Here is a 13,807-nt window from a genome sequence, read left to right on the forward strand (position 1 = left end):
TCACCTCCATGAACAGTTAAATCGGAAATCAGAAATTCAGTGCCTGGTTGAGCTGCATGATCGGCAGCAGGATCGCCAGCACGATGAACAGCACCAGGGAGCCCATGCAGAGGATCATCACCGGCTCGAACAGCGCCAGCGTGGTATCCACGCGCTGGCCAAAGCTGCGTTCCTGATGCGAGGCGACGCGATCGAGCATCTCATCGAGACGGCCGCTGGCCTCACCACTGGCCACCATGTTCACCAGCAGCGGGGGAAAATGACCGCTCTGGCCCAGCGCACGGTACAGAGAGGTACCACCGCGCAGATCCTGGCAGCTGTCCCGCAGCGCCGCCTGCAATACGCGGTTGCCGAGGGTATCGACGCTGACCCGCAACGCATCCAGCAGCGGCACGCCACTGCTCACCAGGATCGCCAGGGAGCGCGACAGGCGTGCGCTGTCGAGCAGCACCAGCAGTCCCCCCAGGCGCGGTAGCCGCAGTAGTGCCCGGTCTCGCCGCAGCGCCCAGGCAGGCTTGCGCAGCAGGATCACCGCGACAACTACACCCAACGCCAGCAGCACCAGCGCCAGCGGCCCGAAGGTCAGCACCGCGTCACTGAGCACAATCAGAATGCGGGTCAGCAGCGGCAGCGCCTGGCCACTGTCGATAAACTGTTCGGTCAGCTTGGGCACCACGAAACTCATCAGGCCGACAACCACCGCCAGAGAGACAAACAGCAGGGCGGCGGGATAGATCAGCGCGGTCATCGCCTTGTGACGCTGCTTCTGCACCTGCTCCTGGTAATCGGCCAGGCGCTCCAGCACCAGGCCAAGCCGTCCGCTGCGCTCGCCGGCGGCCACCAGGGCGCAGTACATGGCGTTAAACTGGCCGCCGCTCTGCCTCAGGCTATCGGCCAGGCTGTGCCCCTCCTGCACGCTGGCCAGCAGCTGCAGCAGCACGGCGCGCAGTCGCGGCTGGGTGCTTTGTTCGGCCAGCAACTGCAGCGACTCGGCCAGCGGCAGCGCCGCCCCCACCAGCGTTGCCAGCTGTCGCGTCAATTCGACCCGCTCGGCATGATTCAATCGCCGGCGTGAGCCTCGCGTACTTTTTTTCTCTCCCACCTCACCCGAAGCACTAGAGGTCGTGGAGGCAAGCTGACGCGGAAACAGTCCGCGATCCCTTAACAGCTGACGCGCCTGGCGCTCGCTGTCAGCCTGAATCAGGTCGCGAACCGTCTTACCGCTGGCATCCAGAGCCTGGTATTTGAACGTCTGCATCGGCCTCTTACCTCAGCTGTTAATCTCAGCGCTCTGTATCAAGCCTGCACAGCGCCGAGCACCTCTTCGAGGCTGCTCTCGCCGGCGGCCAGCCGCGCCAGTGCGGTTTCCACCAGGCTTTGGCGACGGCCCTGGAGAAACTTCTCCAACGCGGTTTCACTGGCGCCGCAGTGGATAAGATCGGCCAGCTCTGAATCCACGCGGATAAATTCATACAGGCCGATCCGGCCCTTGTAGCCGCTGCCCTGGCAGGCATCGCAGCCCACGGCCACCGGCAGCTGTTCCAGCCTGTCGAGGCCCGGCAGCAGCTCGGTTTCGGCGGCGCTGGGCACGCGCCAGTCATGGCACTCTGGGCAGAGCCTGCGCACCAGCCGCTGGGCCATTACGCCCTTCAGGGTCGAAGCCAACAGAAACGGCTCCAGCCCCATATCCAGCAGGCGGGTGATCGCACCCACGGCGCTGTTGGTATGCAGGGTCGACAGCACCAGGTGGCCGGTAAGGCTCGCCTGCACCGCGATACTGGCGGTCTCCTGGTCACGGACCTCACCGATCATGATCACGTCCGGGTCCTGGCGCAGGATGGCGCGCAGGCCACTGGCGAAAGTCATGCCGGCACGGGGGTTGAGCGGGGTCTGGCCGATACCGGGGATGGCGTATTCCACCGGGTCTTCGACGGTGAGGATGTTGCGCTGACCGTCATTGAGCTCATTCAGGCAGCTGTACAGCGTGGTGGTTTTACCCGAGCCGGTGGGCCCGGTGCTTAGCAAGATGCCGTTCGGCTGCGCCAGGGTTCGCTGCAGCGACTGCAGCACCTGCTCCGGCATACCCAGGTGATCCAGCGACAGCCGCGCCGCCTGCTTGTCGAGCACTCGCATCACCACCCGTTCACCGTGGATACCGGGCAGGGTCGATACGCGGATATCGATCTCACGGCCACCGGCACGCAGGCGGATACGGCCATCCTGAGGGGTACGCTTCTCGGCGATATCGAGCTGCGCCATCACCTTGATACAGGAGACCAGCATCGACGCCAGCGCACGCGGCGGCTGCAGCACCTCGCGCAGGCGGCCATCGATACGAAAACGCACCCGGATCGCATCCTCGAAGGTTTCCACGTGCAGGTCCGAGGCGCCGAGGCGGATCGCTTCGGCAAACAGGCCGTTAATCAGGCGGATCACCGGCGCTTCGTTCTCGCTGTCGAGCAGGTCGCCACTGGTGGGCAGATCCTGCATCAGGCTGTTCAGATCCACCTGATCGGCGAGGCCATCGAGCAGGGCGGCGGCATCGCCGTGGCGGCTTTCATAGACCGCGGTCAGGCGCGCATCGAAGGTCTCGCGATCTAGCCACTCCAGCCTGGACGGCAAACCCTTGGTACGCTGCAGCTCCTGCAGTGTGACCGGGTCAAACTCCGGGCTGCAGAACAGCTGCTCTTCACCGTTTTCGCGGATCAGACAAAGGCCCGAACGGCGCGCGACGCGGTAATTCAACAGCGCCTCGATCACATCCAGCCCTCCAGCCGCGCCCGCGAGGAGGGGAACAGCTGACGCCAGGCCAGGTCCTGGGATTCATCTTCAGCTTCGCCGCGACGCTCACGCTGCTGCTTAAGCTCCTTATGGATATCGCGGTATTTCTGCTGGCTGAGCTGCTCCAGCTGTGCCGGATCGCGGACGATTTTCGGCCGGATAAACACCAGCAGATGCTGCTTGGCGTGGCTTTCGCCGTCGGAACGGAACAGCGGACCGACGCCGGGCAGATCGCCCAGCAGCGGCACCTTCTGCTGGCTGTTCTGGCGCTCGTCGCTGATCAGGCCGCCGAGCACCACCATGCCCTGGTCATCCACCATGGCGCTGGTGCGGATCTCGCGCTTGTTGGTCACCACATCACTGGCGCTGGCATCATCGGAGATCGATGAAACCTCCTGCACGATATCCAGGCGCACCGAATTACCGGCGCTGATCTGCGGCTTCAGCGTCAGCTTGATACCCACATCCTTACGCTCGATGGTCTGGTAGGGGTTGGCGTTGTTCTGCGTCACCGAGCCGGTCACAAACGGCACCTCCTGACCCACCAGGATCGACGCCTCGGCGTTATCCAGGGTCAGCAGAGTCGGGGTGGAGAGCAGGTTAAAGCCACTCTCGGTCTGCAGCGCGTTGAGCAGCGCGGCAAAGCTGAAACCGCTGCCGATGCGACCAACACCGGCGGTCAGTCCTTCCAGGCCGCCGAGTAGCTCACCAAGGCTGGCATCGTCACCGCTGGCCGCCGCGGCGCCAATCGCATTGAGGCTGGTGGTGTTGCTGAAGTTGGTACCGGCCAGCGGCACGTTGCCGCCGGAGCCATCCCAGAACAGCCACTGCACACCAAGCTGGCTGGCGCGGGAATCGGAGATCTCGGCAATGATGGTTTCCACCACCACCTGGGCGCGGCGGATATCGAGGCGGTCGATAATCCGTTTGTAGGCGAGCAGATCCTCCTCGGCGCCCACCAGCACGATCGCGTTGGTGCCCTCATCCGCCTCCAACCGCACATTCTGTCTGACCGATACAGAAGAGACCGTGGCCGCCGCGTCACGCTCGGCAGCGCCCATATCGAGCTTGTTCAAAACCTCGACCACCTCGGAGGCGTTGGCGTGCTGCAGGTAAATTACCTCGCTGGTGACATCCGGGTTCCCCGGCCGATCCAGCTGCGCCAGCAGGGCGTCGATACGGTTCAGGTTGCTGCGCCAGTCGGTCACCACCAGGCGGTTGCTGGAGGGCACAGGCGTAATGACCCCGACCTGCGGATCGATCAACGGCTTCAGCGTCGCCATCAGTTCGGCACTGTCGGCGCCGCGCAGCTCATAGACCCGGGTCAGCATCTGTTCGCCGGCGGCTGTGGCCGACATGCCCTGAGACTCCACCGGCAGCGGCTCCAGACGCGCGGCCTGATCCGGCAGCAGTTTGGTCTTGCCGTTGCCCAGATCTACGGCGGCGATGCCCTGGGTACGCAGCTGCGACAGGAAGACGGCGTAAACCTCGTCGGCACTGAGCGCCTCGGTACTGCTCAGGTTGACCTTACCCTGCACCCGCGGATCGATGATGAAGGTGCGGCCGGTGATACGGCCCACGCTGCTGATCACCTCGGTCAGTTCGGTATTGTCGAAGTTGATCTCGTAGCGTGTCTGGGCAGAGACGCCCAGCGGCAGTGTCAACAATGCCGCCAGCAGCATTCCCTGCCAGCCAGATGCCAGTTTGCAGTGGTCGTTTCGCGTATTCATTCTCTATCCATCCAGCCTGCGTACGCCTGCCAGGGGCTGCAACTGCGGCCAGGCGAAACGTTCGAGTCGTCCGTTGTTGTCGATAATCAGCCCCTGGCTGTCGATCCGCTCCAGGCGGATACCCGGCGCCAGCCGGTCTCCCTGTCCCAGCACCAGTCGCTCATTGCCATAGCCCAGCACGACGATGCTCTGCGCCAGCTGCTGCTCGCGCAGCTGTCCCAGCCAGCGCAGCGGCAACTGGGTCGGTGGCAGCGTATCGGAAGGGGGCTTGCGGCTAAGATCGCGGGGTTGCCAGTGCTCAACCAGCAGAGACTGGGTGAGTAGAGGTGAGGTCGGTTGAAAAGAGGCATGAGGTCCTTGCAGCTCGGCATCCGGCGAGTGCCAAAATGCCAATACCGTCTGCGCCAGTAGCCAACCGCTTAGCAGGCAGAGCAGCAGCTGCAGCAGCCCTATCGCCAGTTTCACGCCGGGCCTCCGGCTGCCGTCGGCCAGCCCGGATGCCCCTCAACAAACTGCACCTGGGGACGAGCTAACGTCTGCAGCGTCCAGCTCTCGGGACGGCCGCGCAGATACTGCTCCAGCCTCTGCCATAGCGGTTCTCCATCGCCGCCGTTGCCCCGGGCGAGGGTTCTGCAGTTCATGCGGCCATCCAGCCCCAGCGCCGGCGCCTTGTCGCGCCAGTGCAGCTGATGAATACGACGGCCACGGCCATAGTCGAAGCGGTAATCGAAATCCAGAATACGGGGCAGGTCTTCGGAGGTATCCAGCAGCAGCGGCTCGGCGAACAGCTGCCCGGCGCTCTGTTCCAGCAGTTGTTCCAGGCCATCTATATCGGCCTCAAACTCCACTACGCGCGCCTCGGCACTGGCACTGAGCATCAGCAGATGTTCCCGACGTATCCAGTCTCCCGCCGCCAGCGGCACCTCATAGCGCAAGCCCGGCAGCACGGCCGTGCCGGCATAATCCTGACCCTGCTCTTCATGGATCAGAGCCTCATGGATCAGCTGATCCCAGCTGCCGCCGAACAGATCGCTACGGCGCAGTTGCGCCGGAGCCCTGGCGACGGGCTGATCGAGCCAAGCTGCATGCAGCGCACGCTGTTGATCCAGGCGCTGCTGCAACATTGACTGCTGTTCGCGCCCGACGGAGTCCAGCTTTTCCGCCAGCGCCGGCAGATAATCGGCCTGGAACTGCCAGCCTTCTGCAGCACCGACGATACGGATGCGGAACAGCCCGGTGCCACCTGAGCCGGGCAGGCACACCGGCGCACGGCCGGGTTCGCCAACCAGCTGCGGCCAGAGCGTCTGTCCGCGGGCAGCCAGGATCAGATCCACCCCATTCAGGCGCTGCGACAGCCAGAGCGCCGGGCCAGTGCCGGTATCAGCCAGCAGAATCACCAGACCCGCCTCGCGACGCGCCAGTTGCACCTGCTGACTGAGGCTTTCGAACCACTCTTTCAGGGAACGTTGCTCATCCAATGCATAGGGGTCGGTGGCGGCCACCACGGCGATATCGATGCCTCCACGCTGCAGCAGTTGGTAGGGTTTGATACCGAGGGCCGAGCGGGCGCTGTCATCCAGCGCCCCGGCCAGTGTCTGAATACCGGCGCGCTGCGCCTGGGCATAAAGTTGCGCGGCGCGGTCCGGCCAGAGGCTGCGCTCTTCGCTGCTGACGCGGATCTCGCTACCCAGCAGGCTGCTGCCCTGAACGCCGCTTTCACCCTGGGTCAGGTAAGCCAGTCCGCTGCCGTTCCAGCACTGGCCGTTTTCCAGGGTCAGGGTTTGCACGCCACGGCTGTCGGCCTCACGGCGCAGCTGATCCAGCAGTGCGCCCAGGCAGGCATAACCGCCAACCTGAACCTGAGACTTCGCCTGAGCACCCGCGTCGAACCAGTCGACTACATGCGTATCTGCATCCGCTAACTGCGAGCGGGCTGCTTTGCCGGTAAGCCAGGGCGCCTGGCCCTGACACGACGGCGGCCCCAGCCGCAGAGCCGGCAGGGCCGGTAGCCTTTCAGCGCGCGTATCCAGGGTATCGGCTAAATAAAGCAGCTCCAGCTCGGCCCCCGCGTTGACGGAGTCTGAAGCGGTTGCTGCACTGGGGGATATTTCCTGGCGGGCCGCGCAGCCTGCCAGGGCGGGAACGGCCATGCCGGCACCCAGCCAGTGCAGTAATCGGCGCCGTGTACGGTTGTAAATCAAAGGTCTTTCCACAACTCAAAATCACGAAGGCAAAGGATTCTAAGAGCGAAAGATGGCGGAGTGATTACAACGCCTCAGATCACAGACAAGCAACAGAAACGAAATAAAACAGAGACATAACAGTCAAATTTCCATCATGTTTTGTCCTTAAGATTGCGGCCTTTCGAACCCCCCGGGGTACTTTCAATCCTGTCAAAGAGAGCCTGAATTTCATGAGTAAATTCACTACCACCGACACTGTTCACAACCACAGCGACAACCAGCCCTTCAGCTCCGTGCTGGAGAAAAACCTGTCTCGTCGTACCGTGATGCGCGGCGGTCTGGGTACCGCTATCGCCCTTCTGTCCGGCCTGACCCTGAGCGGTTGTAACAGCGATGATGATGACGACGATAACAACGTCAGTGAAGAAACTCTGGAAAGCATCAAGCTGGCGTTTGAGTCCATCGCCGGCTCCAAAACCGATGGCTGTGCAGTCGCTGCTGGCTACACCGCCTCTGTTCTGGCTCCCTGGGGTACGCCGCTGAACGGCAACGCTGAAGCCTGGAAAAACGACGGTACCAACACCTTCACCGACCAGCTGAACAGCATGGGCATGCACCACGACGGCATGCACTTCTTCCCGATCGATGGCAGCGCTGACGACGGCCTGCTGGTGATCAACCACGAATATATCGATCAGGGCGCACTGCACCCGGCTGGCGCTACCACCGATGCCAGCGGTAACCGCCCGGTCGACGAAGTACGCAAAGAGATCTACGCCCACGGTGTCGCTGTCGTTCGCATCCAGCGCAGCAACGGTGTCTGGTCTGTAGTCGACAGCGATCCGCTGAACCGTCGTTTCACATCCGACTCTGTTATGGATATCGCTGGCCCGATGGCTGGCACCGACCACCTGGTGACTCCGTTCTCCCTGAACGCTACCCAGACCCGCGGCACCAACAACAACTGCGGTAACGGTTACACTCCCTGGGGTACTTACCTGACCTGCGAAGAGAACTGGCCGGGCTACTTCGTCAACACCGCGCCCCTGACCGAAGAACAGGCTCGTATCGGCCTGAGCACTGGCGGTACCCGCTACGGCTGGGATACTGCGGCAGGCGATGCAACCGAAGTGGAAAACGAGTTCGGTCGCTGGAACGTCACCCCGACCGGCGCCGATGCCACCCAGGACTACCGCAACGAAGCCAGCACCTTCGGCTACATCGTTGAGATCGACCCGTTCGACGCCAGCACCCGCGCCGTTAAGCGCACCGCGCTGGGCCGCTTCCGTCACGAAGGCTGCTGGCCGGGCAAACTGGAAGAGGGCAAGCCGGTGGTGTTCTACTCCGGTGATGACTCCCGCTTCGAGTACATCTACAAGTTCGTCTCCACCGCTCTGTGGGATCCGGCTGATGCCAACCCGAGCGATCGTCTGGCGACCGGTGCCAAATACATGGACGAAGGTACCCTGTACGTTGCCCGCTTCGACGAAGACGGCACCGGCGTATGGATGCCGCTGACCCCCGAAAGCGTTGCCCAGGATGGCCGCACTCTGGGTTCTATCTTCGGCGACCTGCCGAGCATCATCCTCAACACCCGTGGTGCTGCGGATGTCCTGGGCGCTACCCCGATGGACCGTCCGGAATGGTGTGCCGTAAGCCCGCTCAACGGCGACGTTTACTTCACCCTGACCAACAACACCCGTCGTACCGAAGCTAACGCTGCTAACCCGCGTATCGACAACGAATACGGCCACATCATCCGCTGGACCGAAGCTGACGACATGTCCGGCTTCGAGTGGGATATCTTCGTATTCGGTTCCAACGATTCTGCCGATGCCGACACCAACCTGTCCGGCCTGACCGATCTGAACGAGTTCGCCAGCCCTGACGGCCTGGGCTTCGACAGCCGCGGTATCCTGTGGATCGAGACCGACAACGGTTCCGACGTTGCTGACGACACCAACGACCAGGTTCTGGCCGTGGTACCGTCCAACGTTGTCGACGCTGACGGCAACCAGACCGTTATCAGCGCCGAAAACCAGGAGATGCTGAAGCGCTTCTTCGTCGGCCCGAACGGCTGTGAAGTAACTGGCCTGGCGTTCAACGCAGATAACACTGCGATGTTCGTTAACATCCAGCACCCGGGTAACTGGCCGTACTCTGACGATGCCACCGAAGTCACTCCGGACGGCACCACCGTGCGCCCGCGTGCTTCCACCGTGGTCATCCAGAAAGAAGATGGCGGTCCGATCGGCGTCTAAGCCTTAAAGGAAACGCAAAAGGGGATGCTTCGGCATCCCCTTTTTTGTGGCTGAAATACAGCTAGCCGATCTGTTTCTCATCAAGGCTTAAGACCGATGAGTGAACTGATTCCGGCCTGAGTCATACTCCTCGACTGGCTGACCAGCCTTCAGAAAATGCGCTGCCGCAACTGCCAGCTGATCCGCTGTGCCGGCACCAGGGCCGCCCACTTGGAGACCCCACGCGCCTGCAGATCCTGCTGATAGGTATAGCGCTCTCCGTTTAACTCAACCTCGGTTTGCAGACGGAAAAACTCCGAATTCAGCAACAGTCCACCCAGCACTGTACTGATCTGCTCCGCACCTGCGCCTGCCAGCACGGCACGTACCTCTTCGGCATCGGCATATCCCTTCTCGGGGCGTCTCAGCAGCAGACGACTCAGCACCGAGGTGGATACCTCGCCCTGGTAGAGCGCCTCCAGCAGCGGCAGCTGATCGGGCGTCAGCACGTTCAGGTTCAGCTTCCAGGCACCGGTGTCGGCCAGGGCGCAAAGCTCCGGGTAGCGCCAGCTCCTGCTGCTGTCCGCGGGAAGCAGCAGGTTCAGCTCGCTGATATCCGCCAGTGCCGTCTGTGCCGGCAGCCGCGCCGGCTCAGACTGCAGATACTCCTGCGACTCGGCACCGCGCGGCATGCGCTGATTGTCGGCATCGACCCAGTCCGCCAGCCGATCTGCCAACTGTTCTGCATTGCCCGCGCCGCGGGATCTCAGCAGGAAGAGCAGCTGTTCACGGGCTTCCGCCGCCTCGGGACCCGCCAGCGCATTGACGTTAAAACAGGCGCGCCGATCCTGCAGGCGAATACGCACCGAGGCATCGGGCACCAGTTCGGTGTCGATCCCTGCCAGCGACATATCCAGCCATTGCCCCTGCAATGCTTTGCTGAACAGGGCACTTTCACGCCAGCGCCGCTCGGTCAGTCCCTCCTCAACCAGTAACTGTGCCGCACGATGCAGCGCCAGCGCCTGACGCCCATCATGCAGGCCCTGCATCTGCTTAACCTCGGTGCGGCTTTGCTCCAGCACCACCGGCAGCCCCAACGCAATCAGCGCCAACGCAAACAGCACCATCAACAGGGCAACGCCACGCTGAGGCGGCAATGGCCGGGCTCGGCGTGAACTGGCTAGAGGCCCGGGCAGGCCAGGGTTCGGGGACAAGTTCGTGACTGACGATCGGCGGGTATCTGACATCTGCGGGCGTTCCGGCGTTAACACAACCCGCTAGTAAACGCGCTATAGATGACTGTCTGGTGACCAAAGGCCCATTGCAGCGGACAAAAGCGGTAAAATAGCCCGAACCAGCGACAGCCTGCTTAGCGGATCAAGAACTCTCCGGAACACTTCCCCCTGGCACTTGTCTACCCAAACCTGTACCTCTTCCAGGGAGTTTGCGTGTTGTTTTACCGAGTGATCGCGTTATTGACCTCTTGCCTAGCTGCGACGGCCCAAGCCGGTTCGGTCAGCATCGAGCTGGATAACGGCGACCATCTGAGCGGCGAGTTGATTGAGCAAAACGAGCAGAGCGTCGTGCTGAATAGCCCGGTACTGGGGGAGATCAGCGTGCCCCGCTCCAATATTGTCGCGCTGGATTCCGAAGCCGCCCTCACAGTCCAACTGGAAACTCTAACTGAAGCCCAAACAGAAACGGAAACCTCGACCGAAAGCCCGATGCCCGAAACGCCAATTGTGGATATAGACGGAATAGACACCGCAGAGATCCGCCTGGCTCTCGATACCGAAGAGGCTCTAGAGGAAGATTTCGGACTTTTCGGCACCGGCTGGCTCTCCTATTGGGAAAGGCGGCTGGACCTGGGCCTTGCCGGCAGCAGCGGCAACTCAGACAGCATGCAGGGCAACCTGTCGTTCACCGCCGAATACGAGAGCAGCGATACCCGTATCAACCACCGCATCAACTACTTCCGCGCCCAGTCCGATCATGAGCTGTCGGACCACTCCTTCTACGCCTCGGTCAACCGCGACTGGCTGCTGCCCAACTCGCCCTGGTTCCGCTTTGCCGAGGGACGTGTCGATGTGGATCAGTTCAACGAGTGGGAATACCGCATCAACGCCAACGGCGGTGTGGGTTATGAGTTCTCCAATACACCGACCTGGCGAGTGCTGGGCCGAACCGGTCTGGGTTTTCAGCGCGCCTTTGGCGGCGAAGACAACGAGCCGATCCCGGAAGCGATGTTTGGCCTGGAGACACGCTGGAAGATGAACGATTTCCAGCGCGTGGAGTTCGCCAATACGCTTTATCCCAACCTGCTCGCTCCCTCGGAGGTACGTAACCTGACCTCGCTGGACTGGATCCTCGATCTGAACACTTATATGGGCGTGGCGCTTAAGGTGGGGCTGAGTAACGAATACAACTCCGTTACCGATGAGGAAGAAAACAACGACTTCAAATACACAGCCTCCCTGGCGTGGACGCTCTGATAGAGCTGTCTATCTGAGCTAACAAGCACGTTTGACCTGTGCATAAGTTAAATTGGCTTTGGGAAGCGGTCGAACGCAGCCTCTCCACAAAAGCTGTGGATAAAAAAGTTTTTTCGCGTGGGAGGCAGGTTGTGGACAAAAAAAGCCCCGGAAAACCGGGGCTCTCAGTCAGCGGATGACCACTATTTTACCAGCAGGGCTTAAGCGCAGACTTCGCTGAACGCCTGATCCAGCACTTCGATAATGCGGTCGACCTGGGCTTCAGTGATCACCAGCGCCGGCGCGAAGTTAAGCACGTTGTTGTAACCGGCGATGCTGCGGTTGGTACGACCGATCAGCAGTCCCAGTTCCTTACAGCGTGCTGCAACAGCCGCGGACAGGGACTCATGCGCAGGCTCGCGGGTTTCACGATCGGCTACCATCTCGATACCGCAGAACAGGCCCTTGCCACGCACGTCACCGATGATCGGATGCTTGGCTTTCAGGGTTTCGAAACCGGCCAGCAGACGTTCACCCATGCGGGCGCTGTTTTCGATCAGGTTCTCCCGCTCCAGGATCTCCATGTTTTTCAGCGCCGCAGCCGGTGCAGAAGTGCAGCCACCAAAGGTGGAGATATCACGGAAGAAGCCCAGGTGATCGCCTTCGGCTTCGCTCAGCAGCTCGTAGACCTTCTCGGTGGTCACGGTGCAGGAGATCGGCGCATAACCGGAAGCCACACCCTTGGCCATGGTGACCATATCCGGCTTGATGCCGTAATGCTGGTAACCAAACCAGGCGCCGGTACGGCCCAGGCCACAAACCACCTCATCGATGATCAGCAGTACGTTGTACTTGTCGCAGATCTCGCGGATCTTTTCCCAGTAGCCTTGCGGCGGCAGGATGATACCGCCACCTGCTGTGATCGGCTCCAGAATCACCGCGCCAACGGTGTCAGCGCCTTCACGCAGAATCACCTCTTCCATCGCTTCGGCAGCACGCACGCCGTAGTCCACGTCGTTACCATACTGATTGCGGTATTCCAGGCAGTGCGGGAACTCGACAAAGCCCGGGGTGAACGGGCCAAACTGTTCGCGACGCTCGTTCTGGCCGGAAGCGCTCAGTGCGGTGATGGTGGTGCCGTGGTAATCGCGCTCCCGGAACAGGATCTTGTGCTTCTTGCCGCCGTAATGCTTGGCAGCGATCTGGCGCACCATCTTGAACGCTTTCTCGTTGGCCTCGGAACCTGAGCTGGAGTAGTAAACGCGGCTCATGCCCGGCATCTTGTCGATCAGCGCATCGGCAAACAGGGCGCCCGGCTTGGTGGCAGCGGCGCCGGAGAAGTAGTTCAGCGCGCACAGCTGCTCGTGCACCGCATCGGCGATCTCACGACGGCCATAGCCGACGTTGGTGACCCAGACGCCACCGGAGGAAGCGTCGAGGTATTCCTTACCTTCGCTATCCCAGAGTTGCAGGCCTTCACCACGGACAAACAGCGGTACTCCGGCTTTAGCGGCCGCTGTGGGGGTGATGTGGTGCCAAACGTGTTCCTTGTCGAGCGCTTTCAGGCTCGCCACTTCATCAGCTTTTATGTTCATAAATCTCTCCTGAGCCCTGAGGCTTATGATTCACGATGTATAGAAAAAGGTGACCAGGCCTGGGAGACCGGCATGATCTCCAGCTGGTTGACGTTCAGATGGGCCGGCAGAGACGCGATCCAGAACACAGAATCAGCGATATCTTCCGGTTTGATCGGATTAGTGCCGGCATACAGCTTGTCGGAAGCCGCCTGGTCGCCACCGGTGCGTACCAGGGTGAATTCGCTTTCCGCCAGGCCCGGCGCCAGGTTGCTGACGCGCACACCTGTGCCTGCCAGATCGCAGCGCAGCGCATGGGAGAACTGCTCCACAAACGCCTTGGTGCCGCAGTAGACGTTACCGCCCGGGTAGGGCCAGTTACCGGCGATGGAACCGATATTGATGATACTGGCGCCCTTGCCCTGTTCGATCAGGGTCGGCAGCAGAGTGTGGGTAACCGTGGTCAGACCGGCGATATTGGTGTTGATCATGCGTTGCCAGTCTTCCAGGCTGGACTCCTGGGCGGGTCCGGTGCCCAGCGCGAGACCTGCGTTGTTGACCAGGATCTTCACCTGCGCGAAGGCTTCCGGCAGGGAGGTCAGCGCAGCCACAACCGCTTCACGGTCGGTGACATCCAGGGTCAGGGTGTGTACTTCGCACTGTTCGCCCAGCTCTTTGGCGATATCGGCCAGACGCTCGGAACGACGTCCGGTCAGCACCAGGCGGTAGCCTCCAGCGCTGGCGAAACGGCGTGCGCAGGCCAGACCAAAGCCCGAGGTTGCGCCTGTAATCAGTACGGTATCTGTCATAAAAACTCCTAAAAACGTA

The 13,807-nt window shown here is 61.6% G+C and carries 10 protein-coding genes; 2 read left to right on the top strand and 8 right to left on the bottom strand.

What is annotated here, in order from left to right; translation table 11 throughout:
* Positions 1 to 28: 28 nt before the first annotated feature.
* From gspF to CLV83_RS18850, 5 genes are read right to left on the bottom strand one after another with little or no spacing between them, the layout of a single operon-like run.
* Complete coding sequence (gene gspF, locus CLV83_RS18830; protein WP_104005326.1) at positions 29 to 1,258, bottom strand: type II secretion system inner membrane protein GspF; 1,230 nt, start codon at positions 1,256 to 1,258, stop codon at positions 29 to 31.
* A gap of 38 nt (positions 1,259 to 1,296) precedes the next feature.
* Positions 1,297 to 2,760, bottom strand: a complete 1,464-nt coding sequence (locus tag CLV83_RS18835; RefSeq protein WP_243642446.1) for a GspE/PulE family protein — start codon at positions 2,758 to 2,760, stop codon at positions 1,297 to 1,299.
* Positions 2,757 to 4,511, bottom strand: a complete 1,755-nt coding sequence (locus CLV83_RS18840) for a secretin N-terminal domain-containing protein (RefSeq protein WP_207894955.1) — start codon at positions 4,509 to 4,511, stop codon at positions 2,757 to 2,759. Before CLV83_RS18840 ends, CLV83_RS18835 begins: the two co-directional genes overlap by 4 nt.
* Before the next feature lie 3 nt (positions 4,512 to 4,514).
* On the bottom strand, positions 4,515 to 4,976 hold the full coding sequence (locus CLV83_RS18845) for a hypothetical protein (protein WP_207894956.1): 462 nt from the start codon (positions 4,974 to 4,976) through the stop codon (positions 4,515 to 4,517).
* Positions 4,973 to 6,712, bottom strand: coding sequence for a bifunctional UDP-sugar hydrolase/5'-nucleotidase (locus CLV83_RS18850; protein ID WP_207894957.1), 1,740 nt, complete (start codon positions 6,710 to 6,712; stop codon positions 4,973 to 4,975). Before CLV83_RS18850 ends, CLV83_RS18845 begins: the two co-directional genes overlap by 4 nt.
* A gap of 212 nt (positions 6,713 to 6,924) precedes the next feature.
* Between CLV83_RS18850 and CLV83_RS18855 the strand changes: the two genes are divergently transcribed.
* Positions 6,925 to 8,955: a PhoX family protein gene (locus CLV83_RS18855; RefSeq protein WP_132296268.1), complete on the top strand. Its 2,031-nt coding sequence runs from the start codon at positions 6,925 to 6,927 to the stop codon at positions 8,953 to 8,955.
* 149 nt (positions 8,956 to 9,104) lie between these two features.
* On the opposite strand, the gene gspK is transcribed toward CLV83_RS18855, so the two are convergent.
* Positions 9,105 to 10,091 (bottom strand): type II secretion system minor pseudopilin GspK, encoded by a 987-nt coding sequence (gene gspK, locus CLV83_RS18860; protein WP_165900355.1) that lies wholly within the window; start codon positions 10,089 to 10,091, stop codon positions 9,105 to 9,107.
* 291 nt (positions 10,092 to 10,382) lie between these two features.
* Here gspK and CLV83_RS18865 point away from each other — a divergent pair, with 291 nt between their 5' ends.
* A complete protein-coding gene (locus tag CLV83_RS18865; protein ID WP_207894958.1) occupies positions 10,383 to 11,426 on the top strand; it encodes a DUF481 domain-containing protein in 1,044 nt (347 codons plus the stop codon).
* A gap of 200 nt (positions 11,427 to 11,626) precedes the next feature.
* On the opposite strand, the gene CLV83_RS18870 is transcribed toward CLV83_RS18865, so the two are convergent.
* Entirely contained in the window at positions 11,627 to 13,000 is a 1,374-nt protein-coding gene (locus CLV83_RS18870) for an aminotransferase family protein (RefSeq protein WP_132296274.1), read from the bottom strand.
* Positions 13,001 to 13,023: 23 nt separating this feature from the next.
* Positions 13,024 to 13,788: an SDR family oxidoreductase gene (locus tag CLV83_RS18875; protein WP_104005332.1), complete on the bottom strand. Its 765-nt coding sequence runs from the start codon at positions 13,786 to 13,788 to the stop codon at positions 13,024 to 13,026.
* Positions 13,789 to 13,807 lie beyond the last annotated feature (19 nt).

It is taken from the genome of Marinobacterium mangrovicola (assembly GCF_004339595.1).
In the GTDB taxonomy this organism is placed as follows: domain Bacteria; phylum Pseudomonadota; class Gammaproteobacteria; order Pseudomonadales; family Balneatricaceae; genus Marinobacterium_D; species Marinobacterium_D mangrovicola.